The 20,320-nt window shown below is 67.6% G+C and carries 21 protein-coding genes; 11 read left to right on the top strand and 10 right to left on the bottom strand.

Annotated features, from left to right (window positions below; all coding sequences use genetic code 11):
* Nucleotides 1-127 precede the first annotated feature (127 nt).
* The 9 genes from A6745_RS02990 (at nt 128) to A6745_RS02950 (ending at nt 8,303) form a co-directional block, all read left to right on the top strand.
* A complete protein-coding gene (locus A6745_RS02990) occupies nt 128-394 on the top strand; it encodes a BrnT family toxin (RefSeq protein WP_066123293.1) in 267 nt (88 codons plus the stop codon).
* Entirely contained in the window at nt 381-800 is a 420-nt protein-coding gene (locus A6745_RS02985; RefSeq protein ID WP_156513260.1) for a BrnA antitoxin family protein, read from the top strand. The genes A6745_RS02990 and A6745_RS02985 overlap by 14 nt, the downstream gene beginning before the upstream one ends.
* 195 nt (nt 801-995) lie before the next feature.
* Entirely contained in the window at nt 996-1,763 is a 768-nt protein-coding gene (locus A6745_RS02980; protein ID WP_066123290.1) for a crotonase/enoyl-CoA hydratase family protein, read from the top strand.
* A gap of 217 nt (nt 1,764-1,980) precedes the next feature.
* Nucleotides 1,981-3,504 carry a fumarate hydratase gene (locus A6745_RS02975; protein ID WP_066123287.1) on the top strand — a complete coding sequence of 508 codons (1,524 nt, stop codon included), beginning with the start codon at nt 1,981-1,983 and terminating at the stop codon, nt 3,502-3,504.
* 105 nt (nt 3,505-3,609) lie between these two features.
* Entirely contained in the window at nt 3,610-4,755 is a 1,146-nt protein-coding gene (locus tag A6745_RS02970; protein WP_066123284.1) for a GGDEF domain-containing protein, read from the top strand.
* A gap of 176 nt (nt 4,756-4,931) precedes the next feature.
* Entirely contained in the window at nt 4,932-5,900 is a 969-nt protein-coding gene (locus A6745_RS02965) for a Bug family tripartite tricarboxylate transporter substrate binding protein (RefSeq protein ID WP_066123282.1), read from the top strand.
* Nucleotides 5,897-6,562 carry a 3-oxoacid CoA-transferase subunit A gene (locus tag A6745_RS02960; RefSeq protein ID WP_066123279.1) on the top strand — a complete coding sequence of 222 codons (666 nt, stop codon included), beginning with the start codon at nt 5,897-5,899 and terminating at the stop codon, nt 6,560-6,562. The genes A6745_RS02965 and A6745_RS02960 overlap by 4 nt, the downstream gene beginning before the upstream one ends.
* A gap of 1 nt (nt 6,563) precedes the next feature.
* A complete protein-coding gene (locus tag A6745_RS02955) occupies nt 6,564-7,262 on the top strand; it encodes a 3-oxoacid CoA-transferase subunit B (protein ID WP_066123277.1) in 699 nt (232 codons plus the stop codon).
* 60 nt (nt 7,263-7,322) lie between these two features.
* Nucleotides 7,323-8,303: a tripartite tricarboxylate transporter substrate binding protein gene (locus tag A6745_RS02950; RefSeq protein ID WP_066123275.1), complete on the top strand. Its 981-nt coding sequence runs from the start codon at nt 7,323-7,325 to the stop codon at nt 8,301-8,303.
* A 48-nt stretch (nt 8,304-8,351) separates the two neighbouring features.
* On the opposite strand, the gene A6745_RS02945 is transcribed toward A6745_RS02950, so the two are convergent.
* The 10 genes from A6745_RS02945 to A6745_RS02900 all read right to left on the bottom strand — a co-directional run bounded on the left by A6745_RS02945 (nt 8,352) and on the right by A6745_RS02900 (nt 18,015).
* Entirely contained in the window at nt 8,352-8,825 is a 474-nt protein-coding gene (locus A6745_RS02945) for a MaoC/PaaZ C-terminal domain-containing protein (protein ID WP_066123272.1), read from the bottom strand.
* 27 nt (nt 8,826-8,852) lie between these two features.
* On the bottom strand, nt 8,853-10,505 hold the full coding sequence (locus A6745_RS02940; protein WP_066123271.1) for an AMP-binding protein: 1,653 nt from the start codon (nt 10,503-10,505) through the stop codon (nt 8,853-8,855).
* Nucleotides 10,505-11,218: an ABC transporter ATP-binding protein gene (locus A6745_RS02935; protein ID WP_066123269.1), complete on the bottom strand. Its 714-nt coding sequence runs from the start codon at nt 11,216-11,218 to the stop codon at nt 10,505-10,507. Before A6745_RS02935 ends, A6745_RS02940 begins: the two co-directional genes overlap by 1 nt.
* Complete coding sequence (locus A6745_RS02930; RefSeq protein ID WP_066123267.1) at nt 11,215-11,997, bottom strand: ABC transporter ATP-binding protein; 783 nt, start codon at nt 11,995-11,997, stop codon at nt 11,215-11,217. The genes A6745_RS02935 and A6745_RS02930 overlap by 4 nt, the downstream gene beginning before the upstream one ends.
* The gene (locus A6745_RS02925; protein ID WP_066123265.1) at nt 11,994-12,878 is read right to left on the bottom strand and encodes a branched-chain amino acid ABC transporter permease; all 885 of its coding nucleotides are present in this window, start codon (nt 12,876-12,878) and stop codon (nt 11,994-11,996) included. Before A6745_RS02925 ends, A6745_RS02930 begins: the two co-directional genes overlap by 4 nt.
* A 30-nt stretch (nt 12,879-12,908) precedes the next feature.
* Nucleotides 12,909-13,781, bottom strand: coding sequence for a branched-chain amino acid ABC transporter permease (locus tag A6745_RS02920; RefSeq protein ID WP_066123264.1), 873 nt, complete (start codon nt 13,779-13,781; stop codon nt 12,909-12,911).
* 13 nt (nt 13,782-13,794) lie between these two features.
* The gene (locus A6745_RS02915) at nt 13,795-14,919 is read right to left on the bottom strand and encodes an ABC transporter substrate-binding protein (protein WP_066123261.1); all 1,125 of its coding nucleotides are present in this window, start codon (nt 14,917-14,919) and stop codon (nt 13,795-13,797) included.
* A gap of 96 nt (nt 14,920-15,015) precedes the next feature.
* Nucleotides 15,016-16,230, bottom strand: coding sequence for a CaiB/BaiF CoA transferase family protein (locus A6745_RS02910; RefSeq protein ID WP_066123258.1), 1,215 nt, complete (start codon nt 16,228-16,230; stop codon nt 15,016-15,018).
* Nucleotides 16,227-17,087 (bottom strand): MaoC/PaaZ C-terminal domain-containing protein, encoded by an 861-nt coding sequence (locus A6745_RS02905; protein WP_066123256.1) that lies wholly within the window; start codon nt 17,085-17,087, stop codon nt 16,227-16,229. The genes A6745_RS02910 and A6745_RS02905 overlap by 4 nt, the downstream gene beginning before the upstream one ends.
* A gap of 13 nt (nt 17,088-17,100) precedes the next feature.
* Entirely contained in the window at nt 17,101-18,015 is a 915-nt protein-coding gene (locus A6745_RS02900) for an SDR family NAD(P)-dependent oxidoreductase (protein ID WP_066123253.1), read from the bottom strand.
* Nucleotides 18,016-18,175: 160 nt separating this feature from the next.
* Between A6745_RS02900 and A6745_RS02895 the strand changes: the two genes are divergently transcribed.
* Together A6745_RS02895 and A6745_RS02890 are read left to right on the top strand one after the other, a co-directional pair.
* A complete protein-coding gene (locus tag A6745_RS02895; RefSeq protein ID WP_066123251.1) occupies nt 18,176-19,072 on the top strand; it encodes a LysR family transcriptional regulator in 897 nt (298 codons plus the stop codon).
* Nucleotides 19,073-19,199: 127 nt separating this feature from the next.
* Nucleotides 19,200-20,186, top strand: coding sequence for a tripartite tricarboxylate transporter substrate binding protein (locus tag A6745_RS02890; RefSeq protein ID WP_066123249.1), 987 nt, complete (start codon nt 19,200-19,202; stop codon nt 20,184-20,186).
* The last annotated feature ends 134 nt before the right edge of the window (nt 20,187-20,320 follow it).

Here is a 20,320-nt window from a genome sequence, read left to right as displayed (position 1 = left end):
CTCGCTTCAGGGCCGCGTGGATAAAGGACACTTCGCCCGTGCGGCTTCGGTTGGAAGCGCATCGCGGGCGAATTGCCGCTCAGCAACGTTGCCATTGTTTTGTACATATATTATATGTATTATCTTCATGAACATTGTCTTCGACCCGGTCAAAAGCGTCGGTAACCAGATCAAGCATGGTATTTCGCTGGCCGCCGCGCAAAATCTGGAATGGGACTGCGCCATGGCGGCGCTGGACGACCGGCGCCCTTATGGCGAAGACCGGATGATTGCCATCGGCTATATCGGGGATCGTTTGTACGTCGTGGTGTATGTGGATCGCGACGATTGCCGTCGGGTCATCAGCCTGCGCAAGGCCAATGCCAGAGAGGTAAAACAATATGCCGAAGCTTAAATCGGGGCACGTTTCCCCCACCGTCGCGGAGAACGCCGCGATCAATGCGGCGATCCGCCATGATCCTGATACTCGCGAAATGACGGCCCGGGATTTCGCGCGCGCGCGGCTTGGCGCGTCATTTTCGCCGAGCGACGGCAAGACGCGCATCACGATGTGGGTGGACAGCGACGTCCTCGACGCCTTCAAGGAACTGGCTGGAAAAGGCGGGAAGGGGTATCAGACGCTGATAAACGAAACCCTGCGCGATGTCGTGAGCGGGTTGGCGTCGGGCCGCGATGCCCAAGGCAATTCCGCTCCCGCCACGCTCGGCTTCGATGAAGAAAGGTTGCGCCAGGTGCTGCGCGAAGAGCTCGCCCGGCAACGCGAAGCCTTCATTGGGCAGATTCACGACCCGCGGGAGTGAAAAGCCGGGTGAGGTCCCGCCAGTGCCCCCGCAACGCCCAGGATCCGGCTTGCGGGTGGCTCTTATCGAGCGGGTGGGTTCAGGGGCGGGTCCTCCGTACCCGCCCGCACAGTCGTATCATTCCCCCTTGCCGCAGTCTTATACATAACCGCGCACCGTCCCAATCCCACGGTCCGCCCACAGAGGAGCAGCAGCATGTCCGACCTGGTCAAGGTAGAAGTCGCCGATGGCGTCCAGATCATCACCGTGAACCGGCCCGAGGCCAAGAACGCCATCAACCTGGAGACCGCCCAGGCCCTGGCCGCCGCGTTCGACGCCATGGACGCCGACGATGCCGTGCGCATCGGCATCCTGACCGGCGCCGGCGGCACGTTCTCGTCGGGCATGGACCTGAAGGCCTTCGCGCAAAGCGGCCAGCGTCCGCTGATCCCGGGCCGCGGCTTCGCCGGCCTGAACGAGCGTCCGCCCAAGAAGCCGCTGATCGCCGCCGTGGAAGGCTACGCCCTGGCCGGCGGTTGCGAGATGGCCCTGTCGGCCGACCTGATCGTGGCGGCCAATAACGCCAAGTTCGGCCTGCCCGAGGTCAAGCGCGGCCTGGTGGCCGGTTCCGGCGGCATGCTGCGCCTGCCGCGCCGCCTGCCGTACCACATCGCCATGGAAATCATCCTGACCGGCGACATGCTGGACGCCCAGCGCGCCCACGGCTACGGCCTGGTCAACCGCCTGGCCGAGCCGGGCCGCGCGCTGGAAGCTGCGCTGGAACTGGCCCGCGTCATCGTCGAGAACGGCCCGCTGGCCGTGCAGACCGCCAAGAGCATCGTGGCCCAGGCCACCGACTGGGAACAGGAAGGCATGTTCGACCGCCAGCGCCCCCTGATCGCGCACATCTTCCAGTCGGCCGACGCCAAGGAAGGCGCCACCGCCTTCGCCGAGAAGCGCAAGCCGGTCTGGCAGGGCAAGTAACGCGTACGCCGCTGGGCGGGCGCCGTCCGCCCAGCGATCCGTCCCCCACCTGGGCCTGCGCCTGGCGCGCGCCCGTTCTATGATTCACGCATGCGCGCGGTTCCAGGCGGTCGCGCGCGGGCACGCAACGAGTTCCGGCAGGCCTCCCTCCGCGTTTCGTTTTTCCCCTTTTCTTTCCGCGAACCAGGCGGGTCTGCGGCCCCGTCCTTCCTACATCATGACCACGCTCATCAAAGAAGAAGACCTGATCCAGTCCATCGCGGACGGTATCCAGTTCATCAGCTACTACCATCCCGTCGACTACATCCGCCATCTGGCGCGCGCCTACGAGCGCGAGGAAAGCCCCGCGGCGCGCGACGCCATGGCGCAGATCCTGACCAACTCGCGCATGTGCGCCGAGGGCAAGCGTCCGCTGTGCCAGGACACCGGCATCGTCAACGTGTTCCTGAAGGTCGGCATGGACGTGCGCTTCGACACCAAGCGCAGCCTGCAGGAACTCTGTGATGAAGGCGTGCGCCGGGGTTACCTGAACCCGGACAATCCCCTGCGCGCCTCGGTGCTGGATGACCCGCTGTTCGCGCGCAAGAACACGCGCGACAATACGCCCTGTATCCTGCACGTCGAACTGGTGCCCGGCGCCAAGGTCGACGTGCAGATCGCTTCGAAGGGCGGCGGTTCCGAGAACAAGTCGAAGTTCGTCATGCTCAACCCCAGCGACTCGCTGGTCGACTGGGTACTGAAGACCGTGCCCACGATGGGCGCCGGCTGGTGCCCGCCGGGCATGCTGGGCATCGGCGTCGGCGGCACGGCCGAGAAGGCCATGCTGATGGCCAAGCAGTCGCTGATGGAAGACATCGACATGTACGAACTGCTGGCCCGCGGCCCGCAGAACAAGCTGGAAGAGCTGCGCATCGAGCTGTACGAGAAGGTCAATGCGCTGGGTATCGGCGCGCAGGGCCTGGGCGGCCTGACCACCGTGCTGGACGTGAAGATCTCGACCTTCCCGACGCACGCCGCTTCCAAGCCCGTGGCCATGATCCCGAACTGCGCGGCCACCCGCCACGCCCACTTCGAACTGGATGGCTCGGGCCCGGCGCGCCTGGATTCGCCCTCGCTGTCCGAGTGGCCGGAGGTGCACTGGGCGCCCGACTACAACAAGTCCAGGCAGGTGAACCTGGACACGCTGACGCGCGAGGAAGTCGCCAGCTGGAAGCCGGGCCAGACCCTGCTGCTGTCGGGCAAGATGCTGACCGGCCGCGACGCCGCGCACAAGCGCATCCAGGACATGCTGGCCCGCGGCGAGCCGCTGCCGGTGGACTTCACCAACCGCGTCATCTACTACGTGGGCCCGGTCGATCCGGTGCGCGACGAAGTGGTCGGCCCGGCAGGCCCCACCACCGCCACCCGCATGGACAAGTTCACCGAGATGATGCTGGCGCAGACCGGCCTGATCTCGATGATCGGCAAGTCCGAGCGCGGTCCGGTCGCCATCGACGCCATCCGCAAGCACAAGTCGGCGTACCTGATGGCGGTGGGCGGCGCGGCCTACCTGGTGTCCAAGGCGATCCGCACGGCGCGCGTCCTGGCGTTCGAGGACCTGGGCATGGAAGCCATCTACGAATTCGACGTGAAGGACATGCCGGTGACGGTGGCGGTGGATGCCGAGGGTATCTCGGTGCACAACACCGGCCCGAAGGAATGGCAGGCCAGGATCGGCAAGATTCCGGTCGCGGTGGCTTGAGACCGAGCGGCCGGCCCGTTGCGTCGGGCCGGCGCGTGCAGGGCCTCGGCCGCGCCGGCCCTCCCATGGGAACCGCCGCCCTATCTGGCGCTTTTGCCTGAAGACATGGAGACGGAGGGTTCGCTCGTACGTGTGTCGCTGTCGTTGATCACCCCGACGATTCTCACTTTGTTCGGGGTGGCCTTCGTGGCGGTCTGGGCCGGCTATCAGCGGCGCATCCACCTGTTGTGTCTGGCAGCGGCCTGCTTCGCCTTCGGCGCGGGCGCCTCGTCGCAGATCCTGTACGTGCCGCGGGATGCGGGCGCCAATGCGCTGGTGTCCGGCGCGTTCTACTCGAGCGCCGTGTGCCTGGCGGTCCAGGGCATCCTGCTGCGGGCGCGCCGCCGCTTCTCCTGGATCGGCTGCGTGGCCTTCGTCGTGCTGGTCATGGCGGGCCTCTGGTATTTCTTCTACGTCCAGCGCAATCTGCTGGCACGCGTCTATCTGCTGAACGCGAGCTGCGGCCTGTTGTTCTGCCTGGCCGCCGTGCGGCTGTGGTCCGCGCCGCGGGTGCGCATGCCGGATCGGCTGCTGTTCTGGATCGTGCTGGCACTGGGGCTGCACTTCCTGCCCCGCACCGTGCTGACGCTGGGAGGCAGTGCGCCGGTCGGCGCGCGCGCCTTCGCCGACTCGGTGTTCTGGCAAGGGCTGCAATTGTCCCTGGCCCTGTTCGGCATCGCGCTGGCCCTGGTGCTGCTGTTCGCCGTTGTCAGCGACGTGCTGCAAGCTGCCATCGACGACCGCGACCGCGACCTGCTGACGGGCGCCTACACGCGCCGGGGTTTCGACTCGCGCACGCGCAAGCGGATGGCCGGCGCCACGGCGCCTTGCGCGCTCATCCTGGCCGACGTGGACCATTTCAAGCGGATCAACGACCGGCACGGGCACCCGACCGGGGACCGCGTGCTGGCCGCGGTGTCGGAAACCCTGTCCGAACACCTTCGCAAGCAGGACATCCTGGGCCGGCTGGGCGGCGAGGAGTTCGCCGTTTTCATGCCGCGGGCCGGCCTGCGCGAGGCAGTGGCGTGCGCCGAACGGCTGCGCACGCAGGTCTCCCTTTCCGTGCCCAGGGTCCTGGGAGGCGAGCCCGTCACTATCAGCCTGGGGGTGGTCGAGATCTCGCCGGGGACGTCCTGGGAGGCCGTCTATCACCAGGCCGACCAGAAACTGTACGAGGCCAAGCGGATGGGGCGCGACAGGGTATGCGGGTAGCGGTTCCCGAGCGCGGGCGTCGCGGCCGTGCCGGCCGAAGGCCGTCCTCATGCGGCACTGCGCCATCATTGATCACCTGAGTCGAACGCCCTCTTAACGATTCAGGAATAGGCTGACTCGCGGGCCTTTCCTACACTCCTTCGAACAATCATTAAAACCGCCGAAGGAGACAAACCATGGCGCAATTCCGCCGCTGGCTGTGGGCCGGCGCGTTGTCATTCGCCTGCTCGCAGGCCGCATCGGCCGCGTGGCCAGACAGACCCATTACCGTGATCGTGCCCGCATCGCCCGGGGGCACCACCGACATCTCCGCGCGCATCATTTCCGACAAGCTGTCGCAGAAGCTGGGGCAGCAGGTCATCGTCGAGAACAAGGCCGGTGCCGGCGGCATCATCGGCTCGCAGGCGCTGGCGCGCGCCAAGCCCGATGGCTACACGCTCATCATGGGCAACATCGGGCCCAACGCCATCAACTATTCGCTGTACAGGTCGCTGCCGTACAAGCCTGAAGACTTCGCGCCCATCACCACGGTCATCTCGGTGCCCAACATCCTGGTGGTGCACGAGGCCACGCCCGTGAAGACGGTGGCGGAACTCATCGCGCTCATCAGGAAGGATCCCAACGCGGCCACCTTCGGCAGCTCGGGCGCGGGCCAGTCGCCCCACATGTCGGCCGAGCTGTTCAAGCAGCGCGCCGGCATCCAGGCCACGCACGTGCCCTACAAGGGCGCGGGCCCCGCGGTGGCGGGCCTGATGGCCCGGCAGTTCACCTTCATGATCGACAACCTGCCCAGCTCCATGGCGTCCATCCAGGGCGGCAAGTTCCGCGCGCTGGCGGTCACCAGCGACAAGCGCGTGCCCGAACTGCCCAACGTGCCGACCATGGCCGAGGCGGGGGTGCCGGACATGGTGGTCACCGCCTGGTTCGGCCTGATGGCGCCGGCGGGCACCCCGAAGGACATCATCGACAAGATACAGCGCGCCGCCAGCGAGGTACTGAAAAGCGAGGACGTCATCGCGCGCTTCCGCGCGCTGGGCGGCCAGGCGGGCGGCGAGCCTTCCGCCCGGTTCACGGCCTTCGTCGACGCCGAGCGCGCGCGCTGGAAAGACATCGTGGCCAAGTCAGGAGTGGAACTGCAGCAATGATCGACAAAATTCAGCATTCGATTCAAGAGGCGCTGTCCCTCATCCCGGATGGCGCCACGGTGATGATCGGCGGTTTCGGCGATGCCGGCGTGCCCTACGAACTGGTGCACGGCCTGGCGGACCTGGGCCGGCGCGATCTGACCATCGTGTCCAACAATGCCGGCACCTTCGACAAGGGAATCGCGGCGCTGCTGAACAAGCAGCTGGTGCGCAAGATCATCTGCTCGCATCCGCGCCCGCCCAACGCCGAGGCCTTCGCCCGTGCGTTCCGCGCGGGCGAAGTGCAGCTGGAATGCGTGCCGCAGGGCACGCTGGCCGAGCGGCTGCGCGCCGGCGGCGCGGGGCTGGGGCCGTTCTACACGCCCACCGGCTACGGCACCGAACTGGCCGAGGGCAAGGACACGATGATCATCGACGGCGTGGGCTACGTGATGGAGCAGCCCCTGCGCGGCGACTTCGCGCTGGTCCGCGCCGACGTGGGCGACCGCTGGGGCAACCTCATGTATCACCAGGCGGCGCGCAACTTCAATCCCGTGATGTGCATGGCGTCCAGGCATGCCATTGCCCAGGTGCGCGAGATCGTGCCGCTGGGCAGCCTGGTGCCGCAGCAGGTGATGACGCAAGGCATCTTCGTGCAATCCGTCGTCTGCGTGGAGGCCTGACATGGACATCAAACCCCTGACCCGCCAGCAGATCGCGCAACGGGTCGCCAGCGAAATTCCCGACGGCTCGTACGTGAACCTGGGCATCGGCATGCCGACGCTGGTGGGCGACTATCTGCCCGCCAACCTGGACATCGTGCTGCACAGCGAGAACGGCATCCTGGGCATGGGCCCGGCGCCCGCGCCCGAGGATGCCGATCCCATGCTGATCAACGCCAGCCGCCAGCCCATCACGCTGCTGGACGGCGCGTCCATCACCGAACACACCGTGTCGTTCGCCATGATGCGCGGCGGCCATCTCGATTACGCCATCCTGGGCGGCTTCCAGGTGGGCGCCAATGGCGACCTGGCCAACTGGAAGACCGACGCGCCCGATGCCATTCCCGCGGTGGGCGGCGCGATGGACCTGGCCGTGGGCGCCAAGCAGGTGCTGGTGATGATGGAGCACCGCGACCGCAACGGCACGCCCAAGATCCTGCCGCGCTGCACCTATCCCATCACGGGCGCGGGCGTGGTCACGTGCGTGTACACCGATCTGGCCGTCATCGACGTGCTGCCCGGGGATCGCCTGGTGGCGCGTGCCATGGCCGAAGGCGTCACGCGAGACTTCCTGGCATCCGTCACCGGTGCGCCGCTGGAGTTCGCCGAGTCGGTGCGCACCATGTATGTCGGCGCCGATGGCATCGCCTATCTCGATTGAGTCTTTACCCACAGAACAGGCCCGCGGCGGACACGTACGCGGGCCAACGAGGAGACAAGGATGAACAGGACGATCTGCAAAGCGGCCACGGCCATGGCGGTGTGCGCGATGGCCGTGGCCCTGCCGGGCACGGCGAGCTGGGCGGCGGGCTTTCCCGACAAGCCGGTCACGCTGGTGATTCCCTATCCGCCGGGCGGCAGCGCCGACATGCTGGCGCGGCCTTTGTCGGCCGCGCTGCAAGAGAAGTGGGGCCAGCCCGTGGTGGTGGAATACAAGGCGGGCGCGGGCGGCACCATCGCATCGGCGTATACGGCGCGGGCCAAGCCCGACGGCTATACGTTGCTGATGGTGCTGGCGGCGCACGCCATCAACGACAGCCTGTACAAGCAGTTGCCCTACGACACCCGCAAGGACTTCACGCCCGTGTCGCTGGTGGCCACGTTGCCGCTGCTGGTGGCCGCGCCCCTGTCCACGCCGGCCAACAACATGAAGGAACTGATCGCGTACGCCCGGGCGAATCCGGGCAAGTTGAGCTACGCGTCCGCTGGCAACGGCAACACCAGCCACCTGGCCGTCGAGATGTTCAAGAAGACCACCGGCACCAACATGATGCACGTGCCGTACAAGGGTAGCGGCCCTGCGGTGGTGGCCTTGTTGGGCGGCGAGGTCTCGTTGATGTTCGACAGCATTTCCACGTCGTTGCCGCAGGTGAAGTCGGGCAAGCTGAAGGCCCTGGCGGTGACGGGCCAGAAGCGTTCGCCCCTGCTGCCCGATACGCCCACGGTGGCCGAAACGGTGCCGGGATTCGTGGTGAATGGCTGGTATGGAGTGCTGGCGCCGGCGGGTACGCCGCAGGACGTCATCCAGAAGCTCAGCGCCGATATCGCGGCGGTGGCCGGCAAGCCCGCGGTCAAGGACCAGTTGGCCAGCTACGGCTATGAAGTGGTCGGGTCCACCCCGCAGGAATTCGGCGCGCACATCGACCGCGAACTGAAGACCTGGAGCGAGGCCGTGAAGTCCTCGGGGGCACAGATCAACTGAGATCGTTGCACCGGGGCGCCGCCAGCGGCGGCGTCCCCGCATCCGCAATCATGCGGTGGAGCCGGCCTTTGCCAAGGTCGCCTTCTTCAACACCAGCACTTCGCTGTGGCCATCCTGCACCACGTCGCCGTGCTGGTTCACCATGCGCATGCGCCGGTCTATGGCGCCCACGCGCTGGCTGGTGCCGGCGGAAGTGCCCACGATGTCCAGCACCAGGTGCAGCGTGTCGCCGATGAAGATCGGTTTCTCGAACTTCCATTCCTTCAGCGACAGCATCGCCACCACGGACTTATGGAAGATGCCCAGCTCGTGCATCATGCCGGTGGCCAATGCGATGCCCAGCGTGCCGTGCAGCAGGCGCTGGCCATAGCGTGTGCCGGCGGCGTAGACGCTGTCGGCGTGGATGGGATTCCAGTCGCCCGAGATCATGGAGAACATCGTCAGGTCGGCCTCGGTCAGGGTGCGGCCGCTGCTTTGAAAGCTTTGCCCGGGCTGGAAATCTTCGAAGTACAGGGAAGTCATGGCGGGATGTCCGTGAGGGTTCGGCCGTCAGGCCGGCGTTTCCTGTTGCAGGCGCTCTTCGGCCATCTGGCGCAGGCGGGCGCGCTGGATCTTCTCGCCGTTGGCGCTGGAGGTGACCGGAAAGGCGTCGACGATCCACAGCCTGGCGGGCACCTTGAACGGCGCCAGCGTGGCCTTGAGCGTGTCCAGCAGTGCCTCGGCCTGGATGCCGTGGCCCGATTGGGCGCTCTGGCCGCGATCCTGATGGAGGCCGCTTGCGGCCTCCTCGGCGATGACGAACGCCACCGCCCTGGGCTGGCCGTCCAGCGTGACGCCCACGACCTGCGCATCGTGTACCCCCGGCTGCGAGGTCAACGCGAACTCGATCTCCGCGGGATCGACCAGGAAGCCGCCCAGGCGCAGGGCATCGCCGATACGCGCCAGATAGACGAAGCTGCCGTCGCCGCGCGTGTAGCCCATGTCGCCCGTGCGGAAGTAGCCATCGGTGGTCAACGCGTCGGCCGTTGCCTCGGGGTTGTCCAGGTAGCCGATGAAGTTGCCGGGCGCACGGATCTCGATCTCGCCATGCATGCCGTTTTCGCAGAGCACGCCGGTCTGCTGATCCCGGATGCGCACGTGCGCCTGCGCGCCCGCGGCGGGCTGGCCGCCGCCCAGCGCGCGCTCGGCCACGGGCAGGCCCGGATCCTGGATGGAGAACAGGGCCTGCACCTCGCTGGAGCCATACAGGCCGGACATCGGGAAACCGCATTTTTCCAGTCTGGCGGCCAGTTCGGCCGAGCCGGGATGGAACGCGGCGAAGCCGAACACGCGGATGTGCGGGAAGGGCCGTTCGCCGTCGACTTCGGCGTGAATGCGGCGCAGCATCTCGTCGCTGCCGTACATGTGCGTGATGCGTTCGTCGCGCAGCAACCGCGCGGTGCGGCCGGCCTCGAACAGATCCATCATCACGATGGGGGCGCCGGCATGCAGCGCGCCCAGCACGCTGTTCAGGCCGAACACGCCGCACAGGGGCAGCGCGGCCAGCAGGCGGGTATCGGGCTCCGTCAGGCCGAAATGCGTGGCCACGCGCCGGGTATGGGCCAGCAGCGTGGTGGCGCTGTGCATCACCAGCTTGGGGCCCTTGGTGGTACCCGAGGTGGTGAACAGGATGACGGGGCGGGCGGGGTCCTCGGCATCGTCGTCGGTATGCCCGGCGGCCGAGCCGGGTGTGTAGGCCACCGTGGCGCGGCCGGGCATCACGGTCGAGACGGCGTCTTCCGCATCGACCAGCGCGATGGTCCGCAGCGCGGGCAGCGTGTCCGGCGCCACGTCCTGCAACACCGCCGGGAAGTCGATCCTGCGAAAGGAGGGCTGCAGGATCAGCAGGCTCGCCCCGGAGCGGCTCAGGATGTACTGCAGCTCGGCGCTGCGATAGCGCACATTGATGGACACCAGCGTGGCGCCCAGGCGGGCCAGGCCGAACAGCAGCGCCAGCCATTCGCGGCGGTTGGGCAGCCACACGGCCACCTTGTCGCCGGGCTTCACGCCCTGCGCCGCCAGCCAGCCCGCTGTGCGGCGGCACAGTCCATCGAACTCGCGGTAGCTCAGCGGCCCGTTCTCGTCGGACAGGGCCATGGCATCGGGGTGGCGTTCCAGGGCGGGCGCGTACAGCTGCGCCAGGCGTGCCGGCTGCGGGGACATCAGTACAGCTCCATCAGGTTCGCATTGCTGGCGAAGTCTTCGGGCACGCCGCTCTTGATCAGCGCGCCGGACTTCATCACGATGACGCGGTCGGAAATCTTCAACGCCTCGCGCACGTTCTGCTCGACGATCAGGATGGCCATGCCGCGCGACTGCTGCAGGTCGCGGATGGGCGCCATCAGGTCCTGGAACAGCTTGGGCGCCAGGCCGATGGAGGGTTCGTCCAGCAGCAGGCAGCGCGGCTGGCTGAGCAGCGCGCGGCCCAGCGACACCATCTGCTGCTGCCCGCCCGATAAGGTGCCGGCACGCTGGCCGTAGAACTTGCGCAGCGCGGGCAGCACCTGCATGACCCATTCGAGGCGTTGCGCGTGCTCGGCCTTGGGCACGTCCGCCGACCACAGGCCCAGGCGCATGGTCTCGGCCACGGTCAGGCCCGGGAAGATGCCTCGGCCTTCCGGCACCAGCGAGATGCCGGCGGCGGTCAGGCGGCGTGGCTCGCAGCGCTGCTGCGCCTGGCCGTCCAGCAGGATGGCGCCGCCCGAGGGCGGGACCAGGCCGAACAGGGCCTTCAGCAGCGTGGACTTGCCCGCGCCGTTGTGGCCGATCAGGCACAGCACTTCGTTGGGCATCAGCCGCACGTCCAGGCCATCCAGCACGGGGCGGCCGCCGTAGCCGACCTGCAGTTGCCGGGCTTCCAGAATGGGCGCGCTCATGATCGCTCTCCGAAGTAGATCGCGGCCAGTTCGGGATCCCGCAGGATCTGCCGCGGATCGCCGCAGGCCAGCAGGCGGCCCTGGTCCAGGAAGGCCAGCCGGTCGGACAACTGGTTGACCAGGTCGAGGTTGTGCTCGATCACGCAGATGGTCACGCCACGGCTGGCGTAGTCGCGCAGCAGCGCGATGAACCACGCGAACGAGCGGGGGTCCAGCCCCGAAGCCGGCTCGTCCAGCAGCCACAGCGTGGCGTCGCCCGCCATGATGCGCGCCAGGCTCAGGAACTTGCGCTCGGCATAGGCCAGGTCGGCGGCGCGTTCATGGCGCTTGTCCCACAGGCCGGCCTCGTTCAGCACGGCCTCGATGCGCGCACGGTCGGCCCGCCGCTGCCACAGCCAACTGCCGCGCTCGATGACGGTGGTGACGTTCTCCAGCACGCTCATCTGGCCGAACAGCCGAAGGTCCTGGAAGGTGCGGCCCACGCCGCGCCGGGCGATCCGCCACGGCGCCTGGCCCGCCAGCGGCTTGCCCCGCCACAGGATCGTGCCGCTGCTGGGCGCCAGGTGGCCCGTCACCATGTTGAACAGCGTGGTCTTGCCGGCGCCGTTGGGGCCGACCAGCGTGGTGATCTGGCCGCCGGGAAGGTCGAGCGAGACGTCGCTGATGGCCTGCAGGCCGCCGAAGTGCTTGCTCAGGTTGCGGATGCGCAGCAGCACTTCATCATCGCGCGGCTGGCTGGCGGATGGGGGCGCTTCGCGCAAGGGGCCGGGCGCGTTCATCTGGCGGCTCCCAGCTTGCGTCCACCCACCAGGCCGCCAGGGCGGTACATCATCAGCAGCACCATGATGGCGCCGTAGATGATCTGTTGCAGCGTGCCCAGCTCCTGCGGCGGCAGGAAAGGCAGGTAGGTCAGCGCGGCCGGCAGGGCCATCAGCAGCGCCGCGCCGATGAGGGGGCCCAGCACGGTGCCGGTGCCGCCGATGATGACCATGGCCATCAGCAGGATCGAGGTCTCAAGCATGAACCCCTCGATGTTGACGAAGCTCATGTAGAACGCGTAGACGCTGCCCGCGACTGCGGCCAGGCCCGCGGAGACGGCCACGGACAAGGCCTTGATGGCGGCGACCCACTTGCCCGCCGCCTGCGCGGCCGACTCGCTGTCGCGAATGGCCATCAGGCTGCGCCCGAAGCTGCCGCGCAGCAGTGCCGTGGTGGCCAGCAGCACCAGTATCAGCCCGCCCACGGCCAGGGCCAGGAACTCGCCGGGGCTGGACAGGGCATGCCCGAAGACCGTGGGCGGCGGAATGCCGACCAGGCCGCCCAGGCCGCCGGTGACGCCCTTCCACTCGGAGAAGATGGTGACCCCGATGACCTGCAGCCCCAGCGAGGCCGCGACGAAGTACTCGCCGCGCACGCGCAGCGCGGGCAGGGCCAGCGCCATGGACAGCAGCGCGGACACCAGGATGGCCGCTGCCACGCAGATCCACAGCGAGTCCGTGAAGTGCATGGCGACGTTGGCGGCCACGTAGGCGCCGACGCCGAAAAAGACGGCATGGGCCAGCGAGAAGATGCCCGCGTAGCCCATGATGAAGTTCAGCGTGACGGCCAGCATGGCGTTCACGCAGAACAGGATGGCGATGTTTTGCAGGTAGGCCAGCATGTGTCGGTTCTCCAGGGTGCGGCCGTGGGCCTACGACGCCACCGCGCGGCCGAACAGCCCGCTGGGGCGGAACAGGATGAACAGGAACAGCAGCACGAACGTGACGGCCTCGCTCCATTGCGGATCGATCCACGCCAGCGACAGGTTCTCGGCCAGTCCCAGCAGCAGGCCCGCCAGCGCCGCGCCGCGCAGGCTGCCGACGCCGCCCACGATGGTGGCGGCGATGCTGATCAGCATGACGTGATGCCCCATCGACGGGCTGAGGCCCGACGTGGCCGCCGTGAGGATCGCGGCGGGCACGGTCAGCAGCGATCCGATCAGGAACACGTATTGCGACAGCCGGCGTGGCGTCAGGCCATAGGCGCGCACCAGCGCCGCGTTCTCGCCCAGGGCGCGCATGGCCAGTCCCAGGTTGGTGCGCGTCAGCAGCCAGTGCACCAGGCCGAAGGCCAGTACTGCGCAGGCCACCGCCACCGCCGCCATCGGCGCGACGTACAGGCCGCCCGTTACTTCCACGCTTTTGCTGAGCGGGGAGGGCACCGTCACCAGGCCCCGGCCGAAGCCGATGGCGATGAGGTTCTGCACCACGATGGCCAGCCCGAACGAGGCGACGAACAGGGTGAAGAATGCGCCTTCGTGGCGCTGTATCACGGCATACACCCACCGGTCGACCAGCGCCCCGAACAAGGCGGCCGCCATGCCCGCCAGGACGACCGCGGCTGGCCAGGGCCAGCCCAGCACGGCGTTCAGTTCGTAGAACACGAAGCCGGCCAGGGTGAAGGTGGCGCCATGGGCCACGTGGAAGACGCGGGTCGTGCCGAAGATCAGCGAGAACCCGGCCGCGATCAGGGCATACAGGGCGCCGGTCTGTATGCCGTTGACGAGCAGTTGCGCGAGCAGCATGACGGCCCGCGGATCAGTGGACGATGTCGGCGATGGGCTTGGCCCCGTTCTCGACGATCTCGTTCAGTTGCATGGGCGCCTTCACCGTGCCGTTGGCGGCGAAGGACACCGTCGACCCGACGAAATCGAACGACGGCGTGGCCTTGCGCTGGGCCAGCAGGTTCTCGCCGGTGATGGGCTTGCCGGCCTTCTCCAGCGCGCTGGCCAGTATGCCGAAGGTGCGCACGGCGTTGTAGTAGTTGACGACGTAGGCGTTGGGTTCCTTGCCGCCGTTGAGCTTCCTGTAGTCTTCGCGCATGCGGCGCGTGACGTCGTCCCGCTTGTCCCAGTCGACCTTCTGGCTGGAGAAGATGGCGCCGCGGGCTTCGGGCAGGGCCTGGGTGGACGGGATGGCGAACGCCGAATAGCTGACGATCTGTTGCGATACGCCGTTGTCGCGCAACTGCTTGATGATCTGGCCTTGCTGGCTGCCGTACGACGCGATGTAGACGGCGTCGGGCTTCAGGTCGCGCACGCGCGCGGCGATGCCGGAGAACTGCTGGGCCGTGGCGGGCACCGAGAAGCTGCCGGCCAGCTCGCCACCCGCCGTCTTCAGTGCGCCGCCCAGTTCCTTCAGGATGGCCTGGCCCAGCGGATCGTCGACGTAGACCAGCGCATAGCGCTTCAGGTTGCGCTTTTCCGCCAGGTAGGGAATGGCGGCGCGCACCTCGTCGTTGGCCAGCGCGATGGTGTTCCAGAAGTAGTCCCCCAGCTCGGCCAGGTCGGGACCGACGCCGCCGCCGTTGACCATGACGATCTTCGCGCGCGTGCCGATCGGCGCGATGGCCTTGGACACGCCCGTGAAGGCGCTCAGCACGAACGGCACCTTGGTGACGTTGGCCAGCTTGTTCATGCCGATCACGCCCTGCATGGGCAGGGCCTGGCTGTCCTCGTAGACGATGGACAGCCTGCCCGACAGCATCTTGTCTTCGTTGATGTGCCGCACGGCGAGATCGGCGCCCGAACTGAAGGTCTGGCCGTACTCGGCGTTGGCGCCGCTCATGGGAAACAGGCCCCCGATGACGATGTCGGCCGCGGACGCGGGCAGGCTTACGGCGATCCCCTGGCACACGGCCAGCAGGGCAAGCAGTCGCTTCATGGTGTGTCTCCGTCCTTTTTTATGGGTGTCGTTCTTGCTGCGTGTGCCGCCTGCCGGGCGGCGTCGGTGGATGTGATTCGGGCGAGGCTCCTCTGGTCAGGCGGACGGCGTCTTGGCCGGCACTGTCCTGCCCAGCACGTCGCGCAGCACTTCCTCGGTGTGCTGGCCCAGGGTGGGCGGCGCCATGCGGTAGGTGACGGGCGAGGCCGAGAAGCGCATCGGGCTGGCCGTGGTGGGCGCCACGCCGCCCATGGGGTGCGGGATGTCGCGGCGCAACTGGCGCGCCCGCGCCTGCGGATGCGCGAAGGCCTGGGCGATGTCGTTGATGGGTCCGCAGGGCACGCCCACGGCTTCCAGCCTGGCGATCCAGTCGTCGCGCCTGCCCGTGAGCATGATGGCCGACAGCCGGGCGATCAGTTCCTTGCGGTTCGTGACGCGTAGCCGGTTGGTGGCGTAGCGCGGATCGGTGCCCAGCTCGGGCGCGCCGATGGCGGCGCAATACGCGCGGTACTGCGAGTCGTTGCCGGTGGCCACGATGAGATGGCCGTCCGACGAGGCGAAGACCTGGTACGGCACCACGTTCTGGTGCGCATTGCCCGCGCGCACGGGCGCCACGCCCGAGGTGAAGTAGTTGGAGTTCTGGTTGGCCAGCATCGCCACGTGGCAGTCCAGCAGGGCGATGTCCAACTGCTGGCCCTGGCCGCTGCGGTGCCGTTCCTGCAGGGCGGCCAGGATGGCCACCGTCGCATACATGCCGGTGACGATGTCGGTGACGGCCACGCCGGCTTTCTGCGGGCCGCCGCCGGGCAGGTCGTCGCGTTCGCCCGTGATGCTCATCAGGCCGCCCATGCCCTGGATCATGAAGTCGTAGCCGGGGCGGCTGGCCCAGGGGCCGTCCTGTCCGAAGCCGGTGATCGAGCAGTAGATCAGGCGGGGATTGACCTCGCGCAGGCTGGCATAGTCCAGGCCGTACTTGGCCAGGCCGCCCACCTTGAAGTTCTCGACCAGGATGTCGCTCACGGCGGCCAGTTCGCGGATCAGCGCGGCGCCTTCCGGGGTGGCCATGTCGGCCTCGACCGAGCGCTTGTTGCGGTTGGCGCTGAGGTAGTAGGCGGCCTCGTGCGTGTCCTGGCCGTTGCCGTCCTTCAGGTAGGGCGGGCCCCAGCCGCGTGTGTCGTCGCCCACGCCCGGACGCTCGATCTTGATGACGTCGGCGCCCAGGTCGGCCAGGTTCTGCGTGCACCAGGGGCCGGCCAGGATGCGCGACAGGTCCAGTACCCGGATGCCGTCCAGCGGGGCGGGGCGCGTCATGCGGATACCGTCGCGGTGCCGTGGCTGATGACCACGACGTCGCGCTCGACGGCGCGCACCCGATACCGGATGCGGCTTTCGGTGCGCCACATGTCGCATTGCAGCGTCTCGCCGGGGAACACGGGCGACGAGAAGCGGGCGTTCAGGCTGGTCAGGCGGTCGGCGTCGTAGTCGCACCAGGTGCGCACGATGGCATGCGCGGCCACGCCGTATGTGCACAGGCCGTGCAGAATGGGGCGTTCGAAGCCGGCGCGGCGCGCGACCTGCGGATCGGCGTGCAGGGGATTGGGGTCGGCGTTCAGGCGATACAGCAGCGCGGCATTGGGCGCCACCTGCAGCGTGCAACTGCGGTCGGGCTTGGCGTCGGGCGTGGCGGGCAGCGCCTCTGGCGGTGCATCGCCCTGGCCGAAGCCGCCGTCGCCCCGGCAGAAGGTGCTTTGCTGCAGCGTGGCCAGCAGCTTGCCGTCTTCGCCGTGCAGCGTGCGTTCGCTGACGACGATGGCGCCCTTGTCGGCGCCCTTGTCCACCACGTGCGACACACGGGTCTTGCCGACGACGGCGCCGCTGGCCGGCAGGGGCGCGTGCATCGTCAGGCGCTGCTCGCCATGCACCACGCGCACCCAGTCGATGCCGGCGCGTGGATCGCGCATCCAGAAGCCGGGGTAGCCCAGCACCACGCTCATCGTGGGAAAGGCCCGCAGGGTTTTTTCTTCGTACACGTAGGGCAGCTGGCGTTCGTCCATGGGGTCGTACCCCAGTCCGATGCCCAGCGCGTAAAGCATGGTGTCTTTTTCTTCGTAGCGCTGGACGACGTCGTCGAAGCGCCACGATTTCACGGTTTGATAATCGAGCGTCATGCGGCGTCCTTCCTCAGATGGGATCCCAGTCGATGACGTCGGGCGATCGTTCCAGCGCGTAGAAGTGCTTGCGCATCGCGGGGATGGCGATCTCGCCGATGAGTTCGGGCGTCCAGCCTTCGCCGTAGTGCACCGTGCGCAGCGGACGCGGCTGGCTCATCAGCATGATTTCGTTGGCGCGCACCGCGAAGATCTGCGCGGTGACGGCGCTGGCCTGGTCGCTGACCAGGTATACGGCCAGGGGCGCGACCTTGTTGGCTTCCATCTTCTTCAGCTTCTCGACGCGGGCCTTCTCGGCGTCGGTCTCGGCCGGGATGGAACTGGTCATGCGGCTCCAGGCAAAGGGCGCGATGCAGTTCGAGCGCACGTTGTAGCGCGCCATGTCCAGCGCGATCGACTTGGACAGCGCCACGATGCCCAGCTTGGCGGCGGAGTAGTTGGCCTGGCCGAAGTTGCCGATGAGGCCCGAGGTGGACGTCATGTGCACCAGCGAGCCGGACTCCTGCTCGCGGAAGAACGACGCGGCGGCGCGGCTCATGTAGAAGCTGCCGTTCAGGTGCACGTCGAGCACCTGGCGCCATTCTTCCTCGCTCATCTTGTGGAACACGCGGTCGCGCAGGTTGCCCGCGTTGTTGACGACGGCGTCGATGCGGCCGAAGGCATCCACGGCGGTGCGGATGACCGCGTTGGCGCTTTCGTAGGAGGCCACGCTGTCGGTGCTGGCGACGGCCTGGCCGCCCGCGTCGATGATCTCCTGGACCACCGCCTCGGCGGGGCCTTTCGCGCCGCCTTCGCCATTGAGCGAGACGCCGATGTCGTTGACCACCACCTTTGCACCCGACTGGGCCATGGCCAGCGCGACGCCACGGCCGATGCCGCCGCCCGCGCCCGTGACCACCACCACCTTGCCCGCAACCATGCCGCTCATTGAATGTCTCCTATGCTGCGTCGCACACAGGCCTGCGTGCGCGCAGCGTGATGAATAGGCCGCAGGCGCCGTATGGCCTGCGATTGACCACCATGGTAGATTTCAAGGGCCCTGGAGCAGTATTCAAAATTAAAAATGCCCCCCTTCTGCGTGGTGGAACATGAGACATGATTTGACCGATCTGCGTCTTTTCCTGAATGTGGGGGAGACGCTCAACCTGACGCGCGCGGCCGAGCGCACGTTTCTTTCACTGCCCGCCGCCAGCGCCCGCATCAAGCACATGGAAGAGGCCTTCAAGGCCCGGCTGCTGGTGCGCATGGCCACGGGCGTGGCCCTGACCCCCGTGGGCGAAGTGCTGCTCAAGCACGCCAACGCGGTGTTCCGCCAGCTGGAGTGCCTGAACGCCGACCTGCAGCCGTATGCTTCGGGAGTGAAGGGCAAGCTGCGCCTGCTGGCCAACACCACGGCCACGAACTCGTTCCTGGCCGATGCGCTGTCGACCTTTCTTGCGGAAAACCCTGATGTCGACGTCGAGCTCGAAGAGAAAATCTCGGGCGACATCGTCATCGCGGTGCGCGCGGGCGCCGGCGACCTGGGCCTGGTGGCGGGCAACATCGACGTCAGCGGGCTGGACGTGACCCCGCTTTTCCGCGATGAACTCACCGTGGTCACCGCGCTGGACCATCCGCTGGCCGGGCACGACACCGTGCAGTTCCTCGACCTGCTGGACACCTACCAGTTCGTCGGCATCCATCCCAACAGCGCGATCCAGACCTTCCTGGAAGACATCGCAAGCGGCCTGGGCAAGCGCGTCTGCCAGCGCGTGCACGTGGGCAGCTTCGAGGCCGTGTGCCGCATGGTCGAGGCGGGCGCGGGCATCGCGATCGTGCCGCGCGCGTGCGCCGCGCGCTACAGCCGCTTCGACAGACTTCGCGTCATTCGCCTGGAAGACTCCTGGGCGATGCGCGACCGCTTGCTGTGCCGCCAGCGGGGCCGCGATCTGCCGCGCTTTGCCGAAAGCTTCATCGAACACGTGCAGCGCGCGGCCGCGGGCTGACGCGTCGCCCCCGCCCCGCCGCGGGGCCCGCCTTCGGCGTGGAAGGGGGGCTTTCGCAAATGCGTATCGGCAGGTTGCCGTGCTTGGGCAAATAATAAAAGCACAACAAGCACACTGGAGACATGCCGTGATAAACCTGCAACGCCGCCGCGCCAGCGCGGCGCTGGGCGCCGCGTGCGCCGCCGCCTTGCTGCCTGCCTGGGCCCGCGCGGCAAGCGCCTGGCCGGCCCGTGCCGTGAACTTCATCGTGCCGTTCCCGCCCGGCGGTCCGGTCGATACGACCGCGCGCTTCACCACGCAGCCGCTGGGCCAGATCTGGTCGCAGCCCACGATGGTCGACAACCGCTCGGGCGCGGGCGGCATCGTGGGCGCGCAATACGCGGCCAAGGCGGAGCCCGACGGCTACAGCTTCCTGTTCGCCTCCATCCATCACGCCGTGCTGCCCAGCCTGCGCGAGAACCTCAGCTACGACATCGTCAAGGATTTCGAATCCGTCGGCATGGCCGCGGTGTTTCCCATCGTGCTGGTGGTGCATCCCTCGCTGCCGGTCAACAACATCGCTGAACTCATCGCCCATGCGAAGGCCAGGCCCGGCACGTTGTCGTTCAGTTCGTCGGGCACGGGCGGCGGCACGCACCTGGCGGGCGAACTGTTCAACAGCATGGCGGGCGTGAAGATCCAGCATGTACCGTATCGCGGCAGCGCGCCGGCCATGCAGGACCTGCTGGGTGGCCAGGTGCAGATGATGTTCGCCGATGGCCCGTCCGCCGTGCCGCAACTGAAGGCGGGCAAGGTCCGCGCGCTGGGCGTGGGCAATCCGCGGCGCTCCAGCCTGTTTCCCGAAATACCGACCATTGCCGAGTCCGGCCTGCCAGGCTACGAAGCCTACTCCTGGACTGGCGTGATTGCGCCCAGGGGCGTGCCGAAGGACGTCATCGCCAAACTGAACCAGGACATGGTGAAGGTGCTGTCCAATCCCGATACGGCCAAGACCATGCTGGCGGCGGGCGCCGAGCCCAAGCCGGGCACGCCGGCCGAATTCGGCGACTTCCTGAACGGCGAAATCGCGAAGTGGCGAGACGTCATTCGCAAGGCCAACATCAAGCTGGATTGAGGCGGCAGAGGTTGGTCACGCAGCGATGCGCGATCAACCCATTCGCGCAGGCGCTCTTTCGGCCCTTCGCTTCAGGACCGGGCCTTGCGCGTCAGCCGTCCCTGGCCCGGCAGGGACGCGCCGTGCAAGGGATG

This window comes from Bordetella ansorpii (assembly GCF_900078705.1).
GTDB classification, from domain to species: domain Bacteria; phylum Pseudomonadota; class Gammaproteobacteria; order Burkholderiales; family Burkholderiaceae_B; genus Bordetella; species Bordetella ansorpii_A.
Note: the sequence above shows the minus strand (reverse complement) of the source record. Positions and strands in the feature narration are given on the sequence as shown.